A 19450-nucleotide genomic window follows, 5' to 3' on the forward strand; every position below is an offset into this window, starting at 1 on the left:
GGTGTCTAACCATCTGAGGGGCTGCTTGGCGGCCGCCATGAAACAGAGTTTCCCGCCCGTCGGCGGGGTGTCAGACATTGGGGATTGCAGCATGCGCGTGGATAAGACGAGCGGAATTCACACAGGGATTGGCCAGGGACGCGCAGTTCTTCTTCTCAAATCGAAGCTATTCTTGGATCTTCTGGCAGCAAGCGCACTGGTTGCCGTCGTTTCGTTTGCGACCAACCCGGTCTGGGCGCAGGCCGCAGGTGCCGGGCAACAGGTGCAGCGTATATCTTTCAATATTGCGGCGCAGCCTTTGTCCAAGGCTCTGGTGCAATATTCCAATAATACCGGCGTCCAGCTTTTCTACGATGCCAATATCGTGCGCGGCAAGAATTCCACTGGCGCAAAAGGCTCGCTTACCCGCTCGGAAGCACTGAAGAGCATTCTGTCCGGCTCGGGCCTGTCCTATCGCATTCGCAGTAACACCGTGACCATTTCAGCCCAACAGGCTGGCGTGGCGGGAGCCGTGGCTGCGGACGGTTCGCTGCTTCTCGACACGATTACTCTGCAAGGCGCAGTGGCAGGCGATACATCGGGCAGCGTTGTGGTCGAAAACTCCAGAGGCGCAACCAAGACCAATACGCCCTTAATTGAAGTGCCGCAGTCGGTTTCGGTGGTCAGCCGCAAGCAGATCGAAACCCAGAATGCGCAAAGCGTGACGGAAATCCTGCGCTATGTGCCGGGCGTGACCATTGAAACCTATGGCCCCGACCCGAAAGGTTATGACTGGATCCTGATGCGTGGCTTCAACGCCCAGTCCACAAGCTTCTATCAGGATGGGCTGCGCCAGCTTTCCAACAGCTACACCTTCTTCCGCACCGATCCCTATGAGCTGGATTCGATTGAAGTGCTGCGCGGCCCAGTGTCATCGCTCTATGGCCAGAGCGATGCTGGCGGTTTGGTCAACCGCGTCACCAAGAAGCCGCAGGCCGAAGCCTTCCATGAAGCCTCGTTGGAATATGGCAGCTATAACCGCAAGCAGCTCGGCGTCGATCTGACGGGGCCGGTCAATGAAGACAAGACGCTGCTTTATCGTATGATCGGCGTGGTGCGCAAAAGCGATACGCAGTTCGAATATTCCAATGGCGACGAGGTCAAGGACGACCGCTACATGTTTGCACCGTCGCTCACCTGGGCGCCGGACGCCGACACGTCGCTGACTGTCTCCGGCCTGCTTTTGCGTGACGACAGCGGCGGCAGCGTTCTGCCCGCCACGATCAGCAATCTCTATCCGAACTCTCCGAATATTCTGGTTGGTGATCCCGACTTCAACAGAAGCGTGCAGAAGCAGGGCAGTATCGGCTATGAGTTCGAACATCATCTGAACGACACCTGGACGTTGAAGCAGAACCTGCGTTACGGTCAGGTGAGTTTCCTCCTCGACAACGTGCTGGCGCTCGGTCTCGGACCGACGGGGATTACCCGGCAGGCGCGCCGTTTCGACGAGAACATGAGCGGCTTTGTCGTAGACAATCAGGCAGTTGCCGAATTTGAAAACGGCAATATCGCGCATGAAGCGTTGCTCGGTCTTGACTATTCCTATTCCAACTCCGATGTCACGCAATATCGTGACCCGGCGCCGAGCCTCAATCCGTTCAACCCGTCTTACGGTATTCCGATCGCCGTGCCGACGACGCTGACGCAGAGCTATCGTCAGAAATACAATCAGACCGGTGTCTATGCGCAGGATCAGATTAAGTTCAACGACAGCTGGATCGTCACACTCGGCGGTCGCTATGACTGGCTGAACCTCGACAATCACAATCGTCTCGACGACAGCGATACCGACCAGAATATCGGCAAGTTCAGCGGTCGCGCCGGCATCACCTATGTCACGCCATGGGGGATCGCGCCTTATGTCAGCTATTCGGAATCCTTCGTTCCAAATCTTGGCACGGACAATAACGGCAACACCTTCGATCCGTCGGAAGGGCGTCAGTGGGAAGCTGGCGTCAAATACCGGCCGAAGGAATTTGACGGCCTGTTCACGATGGCGTGGTTCGACATCGTGAAGTCGAATGTTGTTTCCTACAGCTACATCGATGGCCCGCAGGCAACCGGCGAGGTCCATTCACGCGGTCTGGAACTGGAAGGCAAAGTCAACCTTTCCTATGGCTGGGACTTCATTGGGTCCTATACCTACACCCATACCGAAATCACCGAAGACGCCGCTGCCTATATCGGCAAGCAGTCGACGATGGTGCCTGAACATCAGGCCTCGGCATGGCTGAATTACACATTCAACAGCGGCGCTTTGGAAGGCTTGAGCCTTGGTAGCGGCGTGCGTTATGTCGGTTCCAGCTATGGTGACAAGGCCAATACCGTCAAGGTTGACGGCCGCACTTTGGTCGACGCCGGTGTGAGCTACAAATACAAGGACATGACCTTCCAGCTCAACGCGACGAACCTTTTCGACAAGAAGTATTTCACCACCTGTGAAGATACCGTCAGCTGCTATGAAGGCGACCGCCGCTCGGTTATTGGCCGGGTGAAGGTCAGCTTCTAAGGCAACTGCTGTGCTGACACGTCGCCAGATAATATTGGGTTCGGGCCTCGCGCTTTGCGCGGGGCTTTCAGGCTTTGGTTCCGCAGTCGCCGCCGCATCTGCTCCGCGTGTCGTGGCGATCGATTGGGCCGCGGCGGAAGCCATGCTCTCGTTCGGAATTGTACCCGTGGGGCTTTCCGATACAAGTTTCTACCGTCAGCGTATGGCGGCGCCGGTTTTACCGGAAACGGTCGTTGATGTCGGGCCTTTCTGGGAGATCAATCTTGAAGCGCTTGCAGCGCTGAAGCCCGATTTTGTGATCGCGACGGATTATAATCTGGTGATGACCCCGCGCATCGCCGATGTTGCCCGTGTCGCGCTGGTGCCGAGCATCACGACGCCCGATGTCGAACGATACCAGCTGGCGATCGAGATATTGAAGCGCGTCGCGAATTTGTGTGGTGTTTCGCCTTCCGTGCCATCTTCCGTGGTGGAGGATGCGGAAACGCGCTTTGCAAAGGCGCGTGAAACGGTCTCAAAACATAAGTATGCGGTGGGTGTCATGCTGCCTGATATTGGCGGCCGTGAAATGACCATGTATGGCGAAGGCACGCTTCCCGATGCCGTGTTGCGAAAACTCGCACTTTCGAATGTCTGGTCTGGCCCGGTGAATGGAACCGGCATGGCTCGTGTCGGGCTTGATCAGCTGGTGGAAAGCGCTGACGCGGCATTTCTCGTCGTGGACATTCCCTCGCAACGGATTCAGACCGAACGCTCCTTACAGCAAAACACCATGTGGAAACTGCTCCGACCGGTGCGCGATGGACGCGTCGCATGGCTGAACCAGTTTCATCCCTTTGGCGGCGTGCCTTCCGCGGCCCATCTGGCGGACCTCATCGCCTCGGCATTGGAGAACATGGCGTGAGCGGCCTTGAAACAACCTGCGCCCGCCCGCGACAATCCTCCCTGCGCTGGATAATGCTGGCCTTCTCGGTGGCATGTGTAGCGCTGTTGATTGTCCAGGGCTTTCTTAGCATCGCTAAGCCCGCAGAATGGCTGCATATTATAACAGCTCCCAATCCCGACGATCCGCGCCATGTGATCGGTTATTACAGCTTTCTGCCGCGTCTTGCGGTCGGCCTGCTCGTGGGCGGTGCGCTCGGGCTTGGCGGCGCGGTGTTTCAAACCGTTCTGCGCAATCCGCTGGCTGAACCCGGACTTTTGGGCGTCGCCTCCGGCGCGCAGATCGCACTGGCTTTCACCCTGGTTTTCGCACCCGGCCTGTGGATCGCGAGGAATGAAGCTATAGCAATCATCGGTGCGGGAATGGCACTCAGCCTTTCGCTGTTCATCGCCTCTCGCGGACAGTTTTCTTCGACGACTGTCGTATTGGCCGGTTTGATGGTTGGACTTTATTGCAACGCAATCTTCGGCCTGCTTGTACTCTTCAATCATGATTACCTCATCAACCTGCTGACCTGGCAGGCAGGTTCCCTGGAGCAGGGTGGGTGGGAAGTCTGTCTCTATCTGCTTCCACGCCTCCTGCCGCTTGCAGTGCTCATCTTCATTCTGCAACGACCGCTCAATCTTCTATCGCTCGGTGATAACCAGGCGAAGGGGCTTGGGATTTCACCAGCAATGATGCGGCTGGTTCTGCTTGCCGCCGCTGCCGCGACTGCTGCTGTCATTACCAGCAGTCTTGGGCTGATTGGTATGATCGGACTTGCCGCGCCCAACCTTGCGCGCGCCTTTGCCCCCGGACAGGACGGGCGCAGGCTCGTGTGGTCGGCTTTGCTCGGCGCGTTGCTGCTTGTCGGTATCGATCAGCTGTTGCGGGCCATTGCGCCTTTCGTCGGCAATATTCCCGCAGGCGCCGCTACGGGCCTCTTCACAGGACCAATTCTCGTCATTCTGGCAAGCCGCGTTCGTCTGCCCGGTGTTTCGTCAGCACAAGAAGGTACCTCGACTGGAAAGAGACTCCAGAAGCCGTTGCGCCTCCTCTTTGCACTTTCATGCGCTCTTGCCTTTTGCATGATCCTTTCAGTGCTGGTGTCGAATACGCCTGACGGCTGGAGTTTTGCCGCGCCAGAGGCCGTAACAGGGTGGCGCGGGCCAAGAATTTTTGCTGCGGCGGGCGCCGGCATATGTCTGGCAGTTGCGGGCCTTGTTCTGCAGGGTACGCTGCGAAATGCGATGGCCAGTCCTGACTTGCTCGGCATTGGCTATGGTGCGGGTTTTGGGCTTGCAATCGCGGTGCTCTTCATGGGCGATGCGAGCGGCTTTTCCAAGCTTGCCGTCGCCACCTTCGGCGCATTGGTCGTGCTGAGTGTCATTGCCGGGATCGGCTGGCGTACTGCTTTTCAGCCCGAACGCGTTCTTCTCATCGGCGTTGGCTTGGGGAGCATGTTCCATGCTCTGATGATCCTGCTTCTCGCCAGTGGCAATCCGCGGGTGGCTGGCCTCCTGAATTGGTTTTCAGGTTCGATGGGTAACATCGGCTGGAATGACGCGGCTTTGGTTTGCATCTGCGCGACTATCGTTCTGCTTGCAGCCCTTCTGTTCAGGCGACCGCTGGATATCTTTCCATTGGGCGATGTAACGGTGCGCTCTGTTGGCCTTAAAGTTTCGTCAAGCCGGGCGATCCTTCTTGCCATTGCAGGACTTGGAACAACGGCGGCGACGATCACTGTCGGGCCCGTCAGCTTCATTGGTCTTATGGTGCCGCATTTTGCAGCAATGCTCGGGTTCCGAGGGATGACGATGCGACTTCTGGCCAGCGCTCTGCTCGGCGCCTTGCTGCTCGTATTTGCAGATTGGCTTGGGCGCAATCTCGCCTATCCGTGGCCCATGTCGGCGGGCCTGCTTGCCTCTCTTATTGGCGGGGGATTTTTCCTTCGCTTATTGTCAAAATCGGTCCGATGATTGGTGATATGATTACTGCTGAAAGGTAATAGGCCGGGCGGAAAGTGACGGCCTGATATCTTCCGCAATTTATCTGAATATCCCGCAACTATGCTTTTAGCATGATCGTGTGCTTGGCTGCGGCTTGTATCGCCTTTGGCGAATAGACGAGCGGACAATGAATTCCCTCGTGCCAATTCTCAAGAAGGTCCTGATAATGTGATGTTTCTGGAATGCCCGACTGTCCGGGATTATTGACAAACAGGCTGTTATCCCAAGCCCCAACATCGATCACCATGCGGACAGACGGCCCGGCCAGAACAGAAAAATCCTCAAGACGATAATTGGCATAGTTGAGTGTCGAACTGCTTCCGCCGAGACCGATGGGTGGCAGAGACCAGTTTTCTTCGGTAAGCGCTTGCAGCGGGTGCTGCAAATACAGCTTGTGGATTTGTCCCCATGACCAGCAATCAGGATCAGTACCCATCAGGGTTTCGCACTCTGCCCAGCCGTCATTGAGGCTTTGGATGATGCGCTCAACCACCTGCTCATCGGCCTGTGCGCCTTCCAGCCAGGTCACGATGCTCGGTGCATCAAATGGCCTGAGCAACGGGATAATCTGCGGCGTCGCGCCCTCCGATCGAGCGGCAAGCGGACCGAGATGCTTGCTGAACCAAACCTCAAAAAACGCAGCGCTCGCAGATCCGGCTGCGAGATCGCCATCCCAGTCTCGAAGCAGCGGCCAGACCCGTGATGCAGTCACCGCTGGCATGGCTGATAAACAGGCGCACACGCGCGCGGCAATCGGTGAAAAAGTTGAGCATTGCAGGCGCGCGCAATCGGCTATCGAAATTGGATCCATTCGGGATAGTTCGTTATGAAGCGTATTATGCCTGCTGCTGTCGAGCCACTCATAGCCGATGGCCGGATTCGAACGCGACCAATCGTCGGGCACATTCATCGCATTAGCCGTCGCCACGAAACCGCGAGCGGGGTTGATCTCTTGAGGACCGGCTTGCGGCGGTAAATATCCGTCCCATTCATAACGCCCATCGCCCGGCACAGGGAGAAGCCCGTCCCAATTTTTGCGAACGGGCGTCGCTCCGGATGGCTTCCACGCGATCGTGTTGCTGGTATCGGCATAGATATGATTAACGGATGGGCAGCCCCAGCCTGCCAGTGCATCCGCATAGTCCGCATAACTGGTTGCACGCATGACCGAAAGACTGGCCATATAGGGCGCCATACCCGGGTCCATCCAGACGGTGCGCAATGCAAAGGCACGATTACTTTCAGCATCCTGATAGAGAAGAGGGCCGTGGCGGGTGAATTTCAGCGCAACCGTTTGATCTGGATATCCCTTGACGGAAATCGGTTCTTCTATCGTCTTGACGGCTTCCCAGTCCTCGCCATAGGCATAAAGATCGGGGTCGCTTTCCTTTGTTCGATAGACATAAATATCTTCCTGGTCCGCACCGAAAATGGTCAATCCAAAAGCGGCAGTGCCGTTGTGGCCCATCGATATGCCGGGCACCATCGGCTCACCGGCACCGATCACGTCCAGCCCCGGCATGGACAGGTGCACGACATAACGGATCGACGGCAAGACATGTGTGCGATGCGGATCGAGCGCCAGAATTGGCCGACCCGTACTGGTTTTCGCCGCTGATATCGCCCAGTTGTTCGACCCTTCTTCGAAAGCAGCCCTGACGATTTCACCAGACGGGGTAATCGTGGTCCAGAGGCTGGCCTCCTCAAGCGTGGCTGCAAGCCGGTCCATGGAGAAGGTCGCCGGGCTGACGGCGAGATTGAAATCGCGCAGAACCCGATCCGTCATGATCACCGGATCGAACCCGTCAACCGGTTGCGGCACGACACCGTGCGACAATTCTTTCCGTAACTGATCGAGTTTTGCGCCAATTTCGATCCCGGCGGCTGCCATCACTTTCGACCGCAGAAGTTCGGACGATGCATTGCGCGTGAGCGAGTGAGTCCGCACACGCACGACATCTTCCGGCTTCCAGCGATCCGGTCGATTGCCCAGTAGCAGAAATTCAGGAGGAAGTGCTATCGACCCCGCATCGCAGGCATCGACATAGGCGTTGATGCCACCGGCGAATGCGGTGCAGATTTCTTCCGAATCTGGCCCATAGGCGTTCCATTCGGGAGCCATATCGCCGCGATAGAGCAGCAGCCGTGCAGCCTTGTCCTGTTCAAGATAACCGGGGCCGAAGTCGCGCGCCAGCAGGCCGAGGCCGCGCTTGCGCGCCACATCGATCTGCCAGAGGCGGTCTCGTGCGGCGTTCCAACCCTGTGCAAAGAAAAGATCATGAAGGTTGTTGGCTCGAATATGAGCAACACCCCACCGATCCACCGTGATGGCGACGTTCTCTTTCAGGCCCGTGATCTGATGGGCATCAAGTTTCATCTCATCCGACTTTGCATCGAGCATGCCGCACCCGTCACGCTTTATTCAAGACCGAGGAACAGGCCCGCATGGAGCCGTGCCCGTTCGACAAGACTGTCCTCGAAGATATGCTCGCCCAAAGTATGCAGGCCTTCGCCGCGCACGCCAATGGAATCGAGCGTCGGGATACCGAGCGCGCCGGTGAAATTACCGTCCGATCCACCGCCCGAACTTTGTGCGGTCATGGTAAAGCCAATCTCCTTGGCAATGTCATTGGCGAAGTTGAAGAGCTCCATATCCTGCGGCTGCGCATTTTCCCAAACCGGGCGGGTCACGCCGCGGGTCACGATGAATTCGACATCGTCTTTCACGCCCGCAAGCGCCATGATCCGCGCAACGCCTTCCTCGAGGTCTTTCTGGGTCTTGGCCATGCTAAGCGCTTCGGCCTTGCAGTTTGAGGAAACGCAATTGACCCATTGCCCCGCCTGAATAACCCCGACGGAGAAGGTGCAGTCATCCGTAGTGAGCGCTTCGATATCGATGATCTTTTCCGCCATGCGGCGGATGGCGGAACGGCCTTCCGCCAAAAGCCAGCCGGCATGGCTGGGGCGTCCGACCGTCTCGAGATTATAGCGGGCAATTGCATAGCGCCCCACCACAGCGCCGCCATCGCGCCGCGCCGGTTCGGGCACCAGCACATATTTGTTCTTGAGCGCCTCCTGTTCGATCAGGTCGCGCGTCGAAGGCGTGCCGACTTCTTCGTCGGGTGTCAGCAGGAACGTAACAGGCAGTTTTGTCGTCAGCCCCGAGCGAACGATCTGGCGCATCGCTTCCAGAGCGACGAAATTGCCGCCCTTCATGTCCTGAATGCCGGGACCATAAATCTTGCCGCCTTCGCGGCGATAGGGGTTCACATCGATGACGCCTAGTGGATGCACAGTATCAAGATGGCCGGACACCAGTACGCCCGGCTTGCCCTGATCCGCATGCGGAAAGCGTGCGCGCAATGAGCCGCCATAGCCCATGCGTCCAGGAATGAATTCGATGCTTGCACCGGCGGCGGCAAAATCATAAGCCGCAGCATCCACCATGCGGTTTACGGCCGCCGCGTCGAAGGTCGGGCTTTCCGTCTCGATCCATGGGCGCAGGCGCGCAATCATATCGTCGAGATCAAACGGCAGTTCATGCGCACTCATGCGGCTAATTCCTTATTCACTGGCAGGCGAGTTTCCACGATCCGGGCATAGATAGACGACCCGATGGGCAGCGTCGCGGGATCGAGCGTAAAGGCGGGATTGTGAAGGGCGGATTTGCCGCCATGCATCACATTGATGTAAGCGCCAGGTACACGGGCGAGCATATCGGCAAAATCCTCACTGCCCATGAAAGCCGGGCAGTCGTCGGTCACATTTTCTTCGCCCAGCACATCGCGTGCAGCCGCGACATAGGCGTCGGCCAGTTCATGATCGTTACGCAGCACATCGAACACATTGCGAATATCGACATCAACCGTGATGCCGTAACCCGCAGCCACACCGGCGCAAATCTCGCGCAAGCGGCTTTCAGCAAGATCGCAGACGCGCTTTTCGAAATAGCGGATCGTCCCGGTGATCGTCGCGACTTCCGGCACGATGTTATAGGCGCTGCCGGTGTGGAACTGCGTGCAGGAAACGACACAGGCTTCGGTCGCTGGAATGTTGCGGGAAACAATGGTCTGCAACTGACCGACCAGATCGGCACCGATCACCAGTACATCGCGCGCATTATGCGGCTGGGCGGCATGGCTGCCTTTGCCGGTCAGCTTGATGTCGAAGAAGCTGGCACCGGCCATGGCCGCGCCCTTGCGGATGACGGCTTTGCCAAGCGTGCCCAGAGGCTGGTTGTGCATGCCATAGATTTCATCGCACGGGAAGCGCTCGAACAGGCCTTCCGCGATCATGCCGCGCGCACCGCCGAGCCCTTCTTCAGCGGGCTGGAAAACGAATACAACGCTGCCTTCAAAATTGCGGGTTGCGGCCAGATATTGCGCGGCGCCCAGCAGCATTGTTGTGTGTCCGTCATGGCCGCAGGCATGCATGCGTCCGGGATTTTGCGAGCTATAAGGAACGCCGGAAATTTCGTCGATGGGCAGCGCATCCATATCCGCGCGAAGGCCGACCCGACGATTGCCGGCGTTGCACCCATTCAGGATGCCGACGACGCCGGTCTTGGCAATGCCGGTATGAACTTCATCGAAGCCCCACTTTTCCAAAAGACCGGCAACGACACCCGAAGCGTGTTTCTCCTCAAAGCCAATCTCGGGATGGCGATGCAGATCCTCGAAAACCGCGCGCATCTCGCCGGCTTTCTCCTCAATAAACGGTATGATGGGCATGATTTCATTCCTGTTCAAAATCACTCGGAAAATCGGGGCCGCTCCCTGCGGCCCCCAATTAGGCGACGGGCTGGCCCGCCGCAAAATCCCAGAAGCGACCGGGTGCCGCCTCAATCAGTGCGCGCGTGTAGTCATGTGACGGGCTGCCCAGAACGTTGGCGGCCTCACCCTGCTCGACCACCTCGCCACGCTTCATCACCAGCACTTCATCACAAATTTGCGCTGCGACCCGTAGATCGTGCGTGATGAAGATGATGGCGATACCGGTGTCCTTCTGTAGTTCCGCCAGAAGATCGAGAACCTGCGCCTGCACCGACACATCAAGCGCCGACACTGCCTCGTCTGCAACCAGAATATCCGGGCGCAGCGCAACCGCGCGGGCGATAGCGATGCGCTGGCGCTGCCCGCCCGAGAACTGGTGGGGATAACGCTTCAAAGCATCTTCCGGCAACGATACGATCTTCAGGAGCCGCTTGGCTTCCGCCACGGCCTCCTCATAAGGGACACCATAATTCACCGGGCCTTCGGTCAGGCTCTGCTCGATGGTCCAGCGCGGATTGAGCGAGCGGAACGGGTCCTGAAAAACGACCTGAAGTTTTTTACGAAACGGCTTCATATCGCGCTTGCCGAGATGGGCGATATCGCGACCGTCGACAACGATTTCACCTTCGGTCGGCTCGATCAGGCGCATGATAGATCTCGCTACCGTCGTCTTGCCAGAACCGGATTCACCGACGATACCGAGCGTGCGACCCGGTTGCAGATCGAAGGTCACCTCGCGCGATGCTTTGACACCGGGCTTTCTGCTGAAAATGCTGCCGCTCTGATAGGTCATGCCAAGATTGCGGACGCGGATAACAGGATCATGTCCCAGCGGTTCGCGCGCCGCTCGTGGAACGAGACTTGGCACCGAACCGAGCAGGTCTTTGGTATATTGCTGCTGCGGCCGCGTCAGCACCTGCCGGATGGTGCCGCGCTCCACGATCTCGCCGCTGCGCATCACGCAGACACGATCTGCGATTTCGGCAACCACACCCATATCATGCGTGATGAACAGCACGGCGGTTCCATGCTTTTCCTGCAATTCAGCAATCAGCGACAGAATCTGCTTTTGCGTCGTCACATCAAGCGCCGTGGTCGGTTCATCGGCAATCAACAGCATCGGCTCCAGAATGAGCGCCATGGCGATCATGATGCGCTGGCGCTGACCACCGGAAAGCTGATGCGGATAGCTCTGATAGATGCGCTCCACATCCGGCAGGTGCACTTGTTCCATGATGTTGATGACTTTGGCGCGTTTGGCTTCCGCCGACAGTGCTGTGTGAATGTCGAGGACCTCGGTGATCTGTTCGCCAACCCGCATGACAGGATTGAGCGCCGTCATCGGTTCCTGAAAGATCATGGAAATGCGCGTGGCGCGCATTTTCTTCATATCGGCAAGCGACAGTTTGAGAAGGTCGTTGCCATCCAGCCGGATTGCGCCGCCTTTCACCTTGAGGGCATCCTTGGGCAACAGTCCCATCGCCGTCAGGGAGGTCACGGATTTGCCTGATCCGGATTCACCGACAAGGCAAACCGTTTCACCTTTGCGGATATCAAAGCTGACATCACGCAGGACGGGCGTGCCACCCGGCAGGGCAACGATGAGGTTCTCCACCTCAAGCACAACAGGCTCTTGCGAGAAATCACGATTGCGCAGTTCCATATCAGCCCTCCCGCTTCTTGAGACGTGGATCGAGACTATCGCGCGCTGCATCGCCCAGAAGATTGATCGACAACACGCACAATGTCAGCAAAAGGCCGGGCCAAAGCACAATCGACGGCTTGATGCGGAAGAACTGGCGGCCTTCCGCCATGATGTTCCCCCAGGTCGGGATTTCAGTGCTGATACCCGCACCCAGGAATGAAAGGATCGCTTCGGTCAGAATTGCTGATGCGACGATATAGGTGCCCTGCACGATCAAGGGCGCCATCGTATTCGGCAGAAGGTGCCGGAAGAGAATTTTCGGTGTGCTGGACCCGAGGGCCATTGCCGCTTCAACATAGGGCTCCTCTCTGGCGCTCAGAATAACCGAACGGACCAGACGCACCACGCGTGGGATTTCGGGAATGGTGATCGCAGCGATCACCGAACCGATGGACGGCCCATTGAGCGCAACGAGTGCGATGGCAATCAGGATCGAAGGCATCGCCATCAGGGCATCCATCATGCGCATGATGATGGTATCGGCAGTACGGAAGAAACCGGCGATGAGACCGATAAACACACCGGCTGCAATCGATGCCGCCGCTGCGAGAAGCCCGATCAGGAGGGATATGCGCCCGCCGAGGATCATGCGCGAGAAGAGGTCGCGACCATAATTGTCCGTGCCAAGCAGATATTCATCCGAAGGCGGTTTCAGACGCATCAACGGGTTCATAGCCAGAGGATCGTGCGGTGCGATCCAGGGTGAGATGAGGGTAAGCAGAACGATTGCGGCGAGAAGAGCGCCCGCAACCAGTGGCCCGATACCGACGCGAGCGACGCGCGGCAACGAGAACAGGCGAAGCATCCAGTGCATGCCCGCCGATGTCGATTCAGAGCGCATCAATAACGAATCCTTGGGTCGAACAGGGTGTAGGAAAGGTCGATCAGCAAGTTGACGAACACATAAAGCGCGCTCGTCAAAAGGATCATGGCCTGAATGACGGGATAGTCGCGCGCGAGCACGGCATCCACGGTCAGGCGACCGATGCCCGGAATATTGAAGATGCTCTCGGTGACGACGACACCGGAGATCAGCAAGGCAAAGCCCGTACCCACAATCGTCACGACCGGCACGGCAGCGTTCTTGAGCGCGTGCACGAAAAGAAGGCGGCGGTCGCTCACACCCTTGGCACGCGCGGTACGAATATAGTCCTCACCCAACACATCAAGCATCGCCGCACGGGTCATGCGGGTGATAAGCGCGATATAGATCGAGGCCAATGTCAGGGCGGGCAGAATGGCCCGTTCCATAAAACCGCCGAAGCCCGATGAAATCGGCTTGAAACCTTGCACCGGCAGCCAGCCGAGATTGACGGAGAAGATCAACAACAGCACATAACCGACCAAAAACACGGGCACGGAAAAGCCGAGAACCGAAAAGCTCATGACCAGATAGTCGATCCAGGAACGATGCCGCCAGGCTGCGACAACGCCCATGGGGATAGCCACCAGAACCGCAATGATGATGGTCAGAACGGCAATCGAAATGGTCGGACCGATGCGTTGCGAAACCATGTCCAGCACCGGAACGCCAGAGATCAGCGACACGCCGAGATCGCCCTGCAATATCTTGCCCATCCAGGTGAAATATTGCGTCAGGATCGGCTCGTTGAGACCCATGGCCTCACGAATACGCTCCAGTTGCTCGGTCGTCGCGGCATCGCCTGCGAGGATTGCCGCCGGATCGCCGGGCGTGAGACGTAAAAGGAGGAAGACGAAGATCGATACCAGCAACAGAACCGGCACGAGCGCAAAAATGCGTTTTATCAGATAGACAGCCATATACACGTCCCGTGTGAGGCAGAACCGGAGGGAGGAGCCGGTTCCGCGTTGGACAGGGAGTTATCGCGCCAGAGAGATTTGCAGCGCGATAGCCGGGGCAGAATTATTCCTCTGTCTTTTTCACATTCCAGAAGACCGGCACTGGCGAGCCGAGCATTTCGACCACATTGGCGCGGCGGCCCTGTGGCGGGTTGTACTCACCGAGCGGGATATAGAGCACATTTTCAAGCGTATGCGCCTGTATCTTCTCGACCACGGCCTTGCGGTCTTCCGGCGATTGCGCGGCTATATAGTCCTTCTTCAGGGCTTCGATCTGGTCGTCCTTCGGCCAGCCGAACCAGCCCTGATCGCCACGACCATTGAGCATCACCGAATTGAGCGGCGTTGCAATTTCGGGAATCTGCCAGTTGGTGAAGAAAATGTTCCAGCCGCCCTTTGAAGGCTCATCCTTGGAGGCGCGGCGACCAACCAGCGTCTGCCAGTCCATCGGCTGCATATCGACCGTGAAACCGGCCGCACGCAATTGCTGCGCGGCAACAACCGGCTGGGGCGACAGGCTGGTCACATCGGTCGGCTGCATCATCACGACCGGCGTGCCGTCATAACCAGCCTTTTTCAGGAGCGCCTTGGCTTCCTCGATATTGCCCTTCGCCGTTAGGCTTTCGGCGCCGATATCCGTGGCATTCGGTGTGCCACAACCGAAAATCGCGCCACAAACCTTGTAATAGCTCGGGTCCGCCATCAGCGCTGCCAGCACCGGTTCCTGCGACATTGCCAGAAAGGCAGCGCGCCGGATATCCGGATTGTCGAAAGGCGGATGCTTGAAATTCAGACGCCCCATGGTCTGGTAGCCGAGCGGATCGCGCTTTTCCAGAACGACGGAATCGTCGCCGTCGAACAGCGGGACCAGATCGACCGGCACCTGCTCCATGTAATCGACTTCGCCGCTCATCAGCGCGTTGACCGCAGTCTGCGCGTCGGTCATCGTGACCCAGCGGACCTTGTCCACATTCACGATCTTGCCCCCGGCCATCCAGCTCGCAGGCTCTTTGCGCGGGACGTAATCCTCGTTCTTGACATAACTGACGCCGACGCCTGGCTGGAATTCCGCAGGCACGAATTTGAAAGGGCCCGAACCGATATGTTCGGTAATCGCCGTATCGGCGGGGGTCGCAGCGATGCGGGCTGGCATGATGAAAGGCGGCAGGGCCGCCTGCTTGGACAGCGTATCGAGGAACGGCGCGAAAGGTTCCTTCAGCGTCCATACCAGCGTCTTGTCGTCGGTGGCCTTGAGCGACTCCGTGATGTCCATGATGAGCTGGCCGCCCGCGTCGCGCTTGGCCCAGCGTTGCAGTGACGCCACGGCGTCGGCTGCGGTGACAGGTGCGCCATCGTGGAACTTGAGACCGTCACGCAGCGTAAAAGTGTAGACTCTCTGGTCGTCTGAAATCGTCCAGTCTGCCATTTGTGGCTGCGGTTTGAAATTCTCGTCCACGGCGATCAGCACATCATAGATCATATAGGCATGATCGCGTGTGATATGCGCCGTCGTGATAACTGGATCAAGGATACGCAGATCCGAATGCATGACGGCTGTCAGGGTTGTTTCAGCCCATGCGTTGCTTGATAAACTGCCAGCACCGAGTGCGATCAGAGAAGCGGCTATTCCGTATTTCAACCGGCGAAGAATGGGACCGGAGGTGGGGGATTTGAAAAACAGCATTTATGTGGTTCCTCTGAAGGTTTTTTCTTTATTTATGGATTGAATTCTTTCCCTAGCGGCTCGAGCCGGATGCCCGAGCGAAGATGTTTCCATGATAGTTGGGCCGGGCTCAGCGGCATGGCTCCGGGAGCCGTGCAGACTAAAAGTTTCTCGGCAATCGGCGCGAAATCTGCGCGAAAATGGACAGAGCTTTTATTGACAAGAATGGCTTCCTGTTCCGGCTCTATACCCACCATGCGATACAGGGCGCGGTCGGCCATCTGCGCCAGATTGGTCGTCACGACCACGCGCGTGCCGCCAAGCCGCAGACATGCTGATGGTCCCATGTTGAGCCACGTGCCGCCATAATAGGGCCCGGTTGCATGGGCTTTCCCGTCAGACAGTTTCTCGACCTGAAACCGGGCTGTGAACGGCTCGTCGCCGGCTATCCCGGATTTGCCGCCCAGCGAAATTTCAATTTCTGCTCCCTCGCCAGCGCGATGGGCGAGTGCCGCCGCCTCCGGATCGTGCATGCAGCCGATGGATGCCCTATTGGCACCGCAGGCCACAAGTGCCCGGAGCATTCCTGTCGTGTCGGAACTGCCTCCGGCGCCGGGATTGTCCTGCGTATCGGCAATTACTATGGGTCGCTTTGCATCGCGGGAGAGTTCAATCGCCTTTTCGACCCCTTCCTCGGGTTGATAGGCAATGCCTGCAAACGACCCTTCCGCCGCGGCCAGCGCATTGGCGATGGCGTCCGCGCAACGCTCAACCGCGGCGTGGTCCCAGCCATAGGCGAAGACAGAAGGGCCGCATTCAGCAAAATCAGCGGCGGGAAACCCCATGAAAAGCGAGGCTGTCAGCACATTTTCCGGCAGGTCAACCGTCATGCCATAGAGGGCCTTGGCGGGTTGCTCGTCCGTGCATTGCCAGGCAATCGGGATGAGATAGTCGCCCTGACGCATGGTCTTGTGCCAGCCATGCGGCCAGACATCCGATGTATCAATCAGGGCCTGCAACGCCTTGGCCGAACGATAACCGGTTTCAGCCATATCGACATGCGGATAAGTGCGGAAACCGACCATCACATCGGAAAGTTCGAACATGCGCTTTGTAATGTTGCCGTGCAGATCGAGCGCGACTGCAATCGGCTCTTCCGGGCGGACGACGCGAATCCGCTCAAGCAATTCACCTTCACCGTCATCGACATGCGCAGCAACCATTGCACCGTGCAGGTCGATGAAAATCCCGTCGAGCGGACCACAATCCTTCAGCCCGGCAACGATTTCCGAGACGATGGTTTCATAAGCATCTTCTGTGACCGGTGCAGACGGTATGGCCCCTGCCCACAGGATCGGCACAATTTCCCATCCCGCTTCATGTGCAAATTTCAGCGCACCGGCAATGCCCAGATTGACATCTTGCGCGTGATCGACAATCGCGTCACCGCGCGACAGCGGAATATAACCGCCACCTTGAACGAATGCCGCCATATCGGCTGGAGCCGCAGCAAACGTGTTTGTTTCATGCAAAAAGCCAGCGACAGCCACGCGTTTTGACACGAGCATACTCCCATTTCATCGATTTGCCCCCTCGGGCAGGAACGTGTATCTGTCAGCGATACATCTATATCTATTTTTATCTTAGGGACCAATTTTGGTACTTGTCAATCCTTGAACGGCGACTAAAGATTTTTCCCATGAACACATTTCGAGACTTGGGCGGCATCTCCACTTTTGACCCCGATGAGGGGGAAGCCTATAATGAAGATCCATTGTTCCTGCGCTCTGTTGCGCGGACCGTGGCTGTCATGATGGCGTTTCAGAAGGCACGGCATCCGCTGTCGCTGAGCCAGATAGCGACTGCAGCTGGGATCGATCGAAGCGCAGCCCAGCGCATCGTCCATTCACTGCAAAAACTTGATGTGATCGCCCGCGATCCCGCAGATCGCGGTTACCTGCCGGGCTTGCGCATCCTCGATATGACTCATGATCTGTTGCGGCTCAATCCGATGCTACAACGCGCCAACCCGATCATGTTGGAGCTCCGTCGCCGCGTGCGTGAACGCGTCGATCTTTCGCTTTTCGACGATGTCCGGGTTGTCTACGCCGTGCGCATGCCATCAAAGCACGAAATCTTCAGCGCGACGCTCGTCGGCCATGCCGTTCCGACCTATTGCACGGCGGGTGGCGTTGCCATTCTTTCACGACTGCCCGACGAAAAAATCGCGGATATCGTCAGCCGTTCCGACCTGACGCCTTTCACGCCCCATACGATTCGCTCCCTGGAAGAGGTGATGGAGCAGGTGAATGCCACGCGGGAACGCGGGCATTCTGTCTTGTGTCGCCAGCTTCTGCATAACGAAGTTGCTATTGGCGCGGCCATTCTTGATGCGGGCGGAAATCCGGTCGGCGCAATTCATGTGGCTGGCAGCCTGCAGGAATGGTCGGCGGAAGGCTTCAGCGACAGTTTCGGGCCACTCGTCGAAAATGCCGCACGCACCGTTTCAGAACGCCGGTGACCGTTTGGGTAAGCTAATGCCAATGGATCGGAAAGAGTGCTTTACGTTCTTAAAATAGAGCCTTCCTAAAAGAATGCCGGGCTATAAGGCCCGGCATTCTTTGCGCTTGGGAGGCAATATGATCAGTCTTCCTTGATCATGCTGTCCTTGCTCGTATCCCGCATACGGAGATAGACGATCAAGGAAATGCCGATCATGACGGTGACGTACCAGTAAAAGCCACGTTCCCAGCCGCCATTCTTGAAGCTCAGCGCGACATACTCCGCCGTGCCGCCAAACAGTGTATTGGCGAGAGCATAGGGCAGCGCCACGCCAAGCGCACGGATGTGAGCCGGAAAAAGTTCTGCTTTTACTACCGCGTTGATCGAAGTGTAACCGGTCACAATGATCAGTGCCGCCATAACGAGAATCCCGGCAGTCCATGCATCGCGGGTCTGTTCCAGCGTGGTGAAAATCGGGTAGGTGAACAGCACGCCGGCCGCACCGAAGGCGATCATCAGGGGCTTGCGACCGATCTTGTCCGAAAGCGCACCGGCTATCGGCTGCAGGCACATGAAGACAAACAGTGTCACGGCATTGATCTGGCTTGCCACTTCACGGCTGAAGCCCGACGTGTTGACCAGAAATTTCTGCATATAGATCGAGTAGGCATAGAAGGCGAGCGTACCACCAGCGGTCAGAAGCATGACCAGCGCAGTTTCCTTCGGATGGTACTTGATCAGGGTCCAGAAGCCCGATTTTGGCGCATCCTTCGCTTTCGCGTTCTTGAAGCTTTCGGTTTCCGCAAGGCCGCGACGCAGCCAGAAGACGACAACGGCAAGCAGAGCGCCAATGAAGAATGGAATACGCCAGCCCCAGGCTTCCAGCGCCGAGGTTTCCATGGTCGATTGCAGAACGATCAGGAGAAGAATGGCCAAGAGCTGGCCCGAGATCAGCGTCACATATTGGAACGATGAGAAAAAGCCGCGACGGTCTTTCCCCGCCATTTCAGAAAGATAGGTGGCGCTCGCACCATATTCGCCGCCGACCGACAGGCCCTGCATCAGTCGTGCGAGGACGAGAAGGGCTGGCGCGACAATGCCGATGGTCTCATAGCCTGGGGTGAGCGCGATGATCAGCGAACCAGCGCACATCAGTGTCACGGAGAGTGCCAGACCAGCCTTACGGCCCTTGCGGTCCGCATATATGCCCATGATCCACGCACCGATCGGACGCATCACGAAGCCGACGGCAAAGACGGCTGCGGCGCTTAAAAGCTGCGCGGTCTGGCTGTCGGAAGGGAAGAAATGCGGTGCGAAATAGAGCGTGAAAGCAGCATAGACATACCAGTCGAACCATTCGACCAAATTGCCGGTAGAACCACCGATGATCGATTTAAGCCGACTGTTGGTGCTCGGCGCATCACTCCGTTCGGATGTTATTGAGGCCATTATTGTTCCTTCACATGTCTCGATATCTGAGGATCAACCCGTTGCAGAAGCGCAGC

At 57.6% G+C, this 19450-nt stretch carries 13 protein-coding genes; 4 read left to right on the top strand and 9 right to left on the bottom strand.

Translation table 11 applies throughout. The features are described 5' to 3' along the window. Window positions 1-172 precede the first annotated feature (172 nt). The 3 genes from HWD97_RS04635 to fhuB are packed head-to-tail and all read left to right on the top strand — an operon-like array spanning window position 173 to window position 5452. Window positions 173-2551, top strand: a complete 2379-nt coding sequence (locus HWD97_RS04635) for a TonB-dependent siderophore receptor (RefSeq protein ID WP_371834797.1) — start codon at window positions 173-175, stop codon at window positions 2549-2551. A gap of 10 nt (window positions 2552-2561) precedes the next feature. Next, a complete protein-coding gene (locus tag HWD97_RS04640) occupies window positions 2562-3455 on the top strand; it encodes an ABC transporter substrate-binding protein (RefSeq protein WP_235859028.1) in 894 nt (297 codons plus the stop codon). Continuing rightward, window positions 3452-5452 (top strand): Fe(3+)-hydroxamate ABC transporter permease FhuB, encoded by a 2001-nt coding sequence (gene fhuB, locus HWD97_RS04645; protein ID WP_121539213.1) that lies wholly within the window; start codon window positions 3452-3454, stop codon window positions 5450-5452. Before HWD97_RS04640 ends, fhuB begins: the two co-directional genes overlap by 4 nt. Before the next feature lie 88 nt (window positions 5453-5540). Here the strand turns inward: fhuB and HWD97_RS04650 are convergent, their stop codons facing one another. The 8 genes from HWD97_RS04650 to HWD97_RS04685 form a co-directional block, all read right to left on the bottom strand. Continuing rightward, a complete protein-coding gene (locus HWD97_RS04650) occupies window positions 5541-7883 on the bottom strand; it encodes a penicillin acylase family protein (protein WP_124916198.1) in 2343 nt (780 codons plus the stop codon). Window positions 7884-7900: 17 nt separating this feature from the next. Beyond that, a complete protein-coding gene (locus HWD97_RS04655; RefSeq protein ID WP_109366301.1) occupies window positions 7901-9034 on the bottom strand; it encodes a M20/M25/M40 family metallo-hydrolase in 1134 nt (377 codons plus the stop codon). Next, on the bottom strand, window positions 9031-10212 hold the full coding sequence (locus HWD97_RS04660; RefSeq protein ID WP_371834798.1) for a M20 aminoacylase family protein: 1182 nt from the start codon (window positions 10210-10212) through the stop codon (window positions 9031-9033). The genes HWD97_RS04655 and HWD97_RS04660 overlap by 4 nt, the downstream gene beginning before the upstream one ends. A gap of 58 nt (window positions 10213-10270) precedes the next feature. Beyond that, window positions 10271-11917, bottom strand: coding sequence for an ABC transporter ATP-binding protein (locus tag HWD97_RS04665; protein ID WP_121539211.1), 1647 nt, complete (start codon window positions 11915-11917; stop codon window positions 10271-10273). 1 nt (window position 11918) lies between these two features. Next, entirely contained in the window at window positions 11919-12800 is an 882-nt protein-coding gene (locus HWD97_RS04670) for an ABC transporter permease (protein ID WP_078340590.1), read from the bottom strand. Continuing rightward, entirely contained in the window at window positions 12800-13741 is a 942-nt protein-coding gene (locus tag HWD97_RS04675) for an ABC transporter permease (RefSeq protein WP_371834799.1), read from the bottom strand. Before HWD97_RS04675 ends, HWD97_RS04670 begins: the two co-directional genes overlap by 1 nt. Before the next feature lie 103 nt (window positions 13742-13844). After that, the gene (locus HWD97_RS04680; RefSeq protein WP_109366297.1) at window positions 13845-15464 is read right to left on the bottom strand and encodes an ABC transporter substrate-binding protein; all 1620 of its coding nucleotides are present in this window, start codon (window positions 15462-15464) and stop codon (window positions 13845-13847) included. Window positions 15465-15496: 32 nt separating this feature from the next. Continuing rightward, window positions 15497-17011, bottom strand: coding sequence for a M81 family metallopeptidase (locus tag HWD97_RS04685; protein ID WP_371834800.1), 1515 nt, complete (start codon window positions 17009-17011; stop codon window positions 15497-15499). A gap of 131 nt (window positions 17012-17142) precedes the next feature. On the opposite strand from HWD97_RS04685, the gene HWD97_RS04690 reads away from it, so the two are divergent. Beyond that, window positions 17143-17964, top strand: a complete 822-nt coding sequence (locus HWD97_RS04690) for an IclR family transcriptional regulator (protein WP_109366295.1) — start codon at window positions 17143-17145, stop codon at window positions 17962-17964. 122 nt (window positions 17965-18086) lie between these two features. Here HWD97_RS04690 and HWD97_RS04695 read toward each other — a convergent pair whose 3' ends face one another. Further along, window positions 18087-19394 carry an MFS transporter gene (locus HWD97_RS04695; protein ID WP_109366294.1) on the bottom strand — a complete coding sequence of 436 codons (1308 nt, stop codon included), beginning with the start codon at window positions 19392-19394 and terminating at the stop codon, window positions 18087-18089. Window positions 19395-19450 lie beyond the last annotated feature (56 nt).

Origin of the sequence: Ochrobactrum sp. C6C9 (assembly GCF_022627935.1) — a bacterium.
Lineage (GTDB): Bacteria > Pseudomonadota > Alphaproteobacteria > Rhizobiales > Rhizobiaceae > Brucella > Brucella teleogrylli.

What these genes read in the sequence shown, in the direction of transcription:
- HWD97_RS04650 (WP_124916198.1), bottom strand. Translation starts at nt 7,883, where the DNA reads ATGCTCGATGCAAAGTCGGATGAGATGAAACTTGATGCCCATCAGATC.
- HWD97_RS04655 (WP_109366301.1), bottom strand. Translation starts at nt 9,034, where the DNA reads ATGAGTGCGCATGAACTGCCGTTTGATCTCGACGATATGATTGCGCGC.
- HWD97_RS04660 (WP_371834798.1), bottom strand. Translation starts at nt 10,212, where the DNA reads ATGCCCATCATACCGTTTATTGAGGAGAAAGCCGGCGAGATGCGCGCG.
- HWD97_RS04665 (WP_121539211.1), bottom strand. Translation starts at nt 11,917, where the DNA reads ATGGAACTGCGCAATCGTGATTTCTCGCAAGAGCCTGTTGTGCTTGAG.
- HWD97_RS04670 (WP_078340590.1), bottom strand. Translation starts at nt 12,800, where the DNA reads ATGCGCTCTGAATCGACATCGGCGGGCATGCACTGGATGCTTCGCCTG.
- HWD97_RS04675 (WP_371834799.1), bottom strand. Translation starts at nt 13,741, where the DNA reads ATGGCTGTCTATCTGATAAAACGCATTTTTGCGCTCGTGCCGGTTCTG.
- HWD97_RS04680 (WP_109366297.1), bottom strand. Translation starts at nt 15,464, where the DNA reads ATGCTGTTTTTCAAATCCCCCACCTCCGGTCCCATTCTTCGCCGGTTG.
- HWD97_RS04685 (WP_371834800.1), bottom strand. Translation starts at nt 17,011, where the DNA reads ATGCTCGTGTCAAAACGCGTGGCTGTCGCTGGCTTTTTGCATGAAACA.
- HWD97_RS04690 (WP_109366295.1), top strand. Translation starts at nt 17,143, where the DNA reads ATGAACACATTTCGAGACTTGGGCGGCATCTCCACTTTTGACCCCGAT.
- HWD97_RS04695 (WP_109366294.1), bottom strand. Translation starts at nt 19,394, where the DNA reads ATGGCCTCAATAACATCCGAACGGAGTGATGCGCCGAGCACCAACAGT.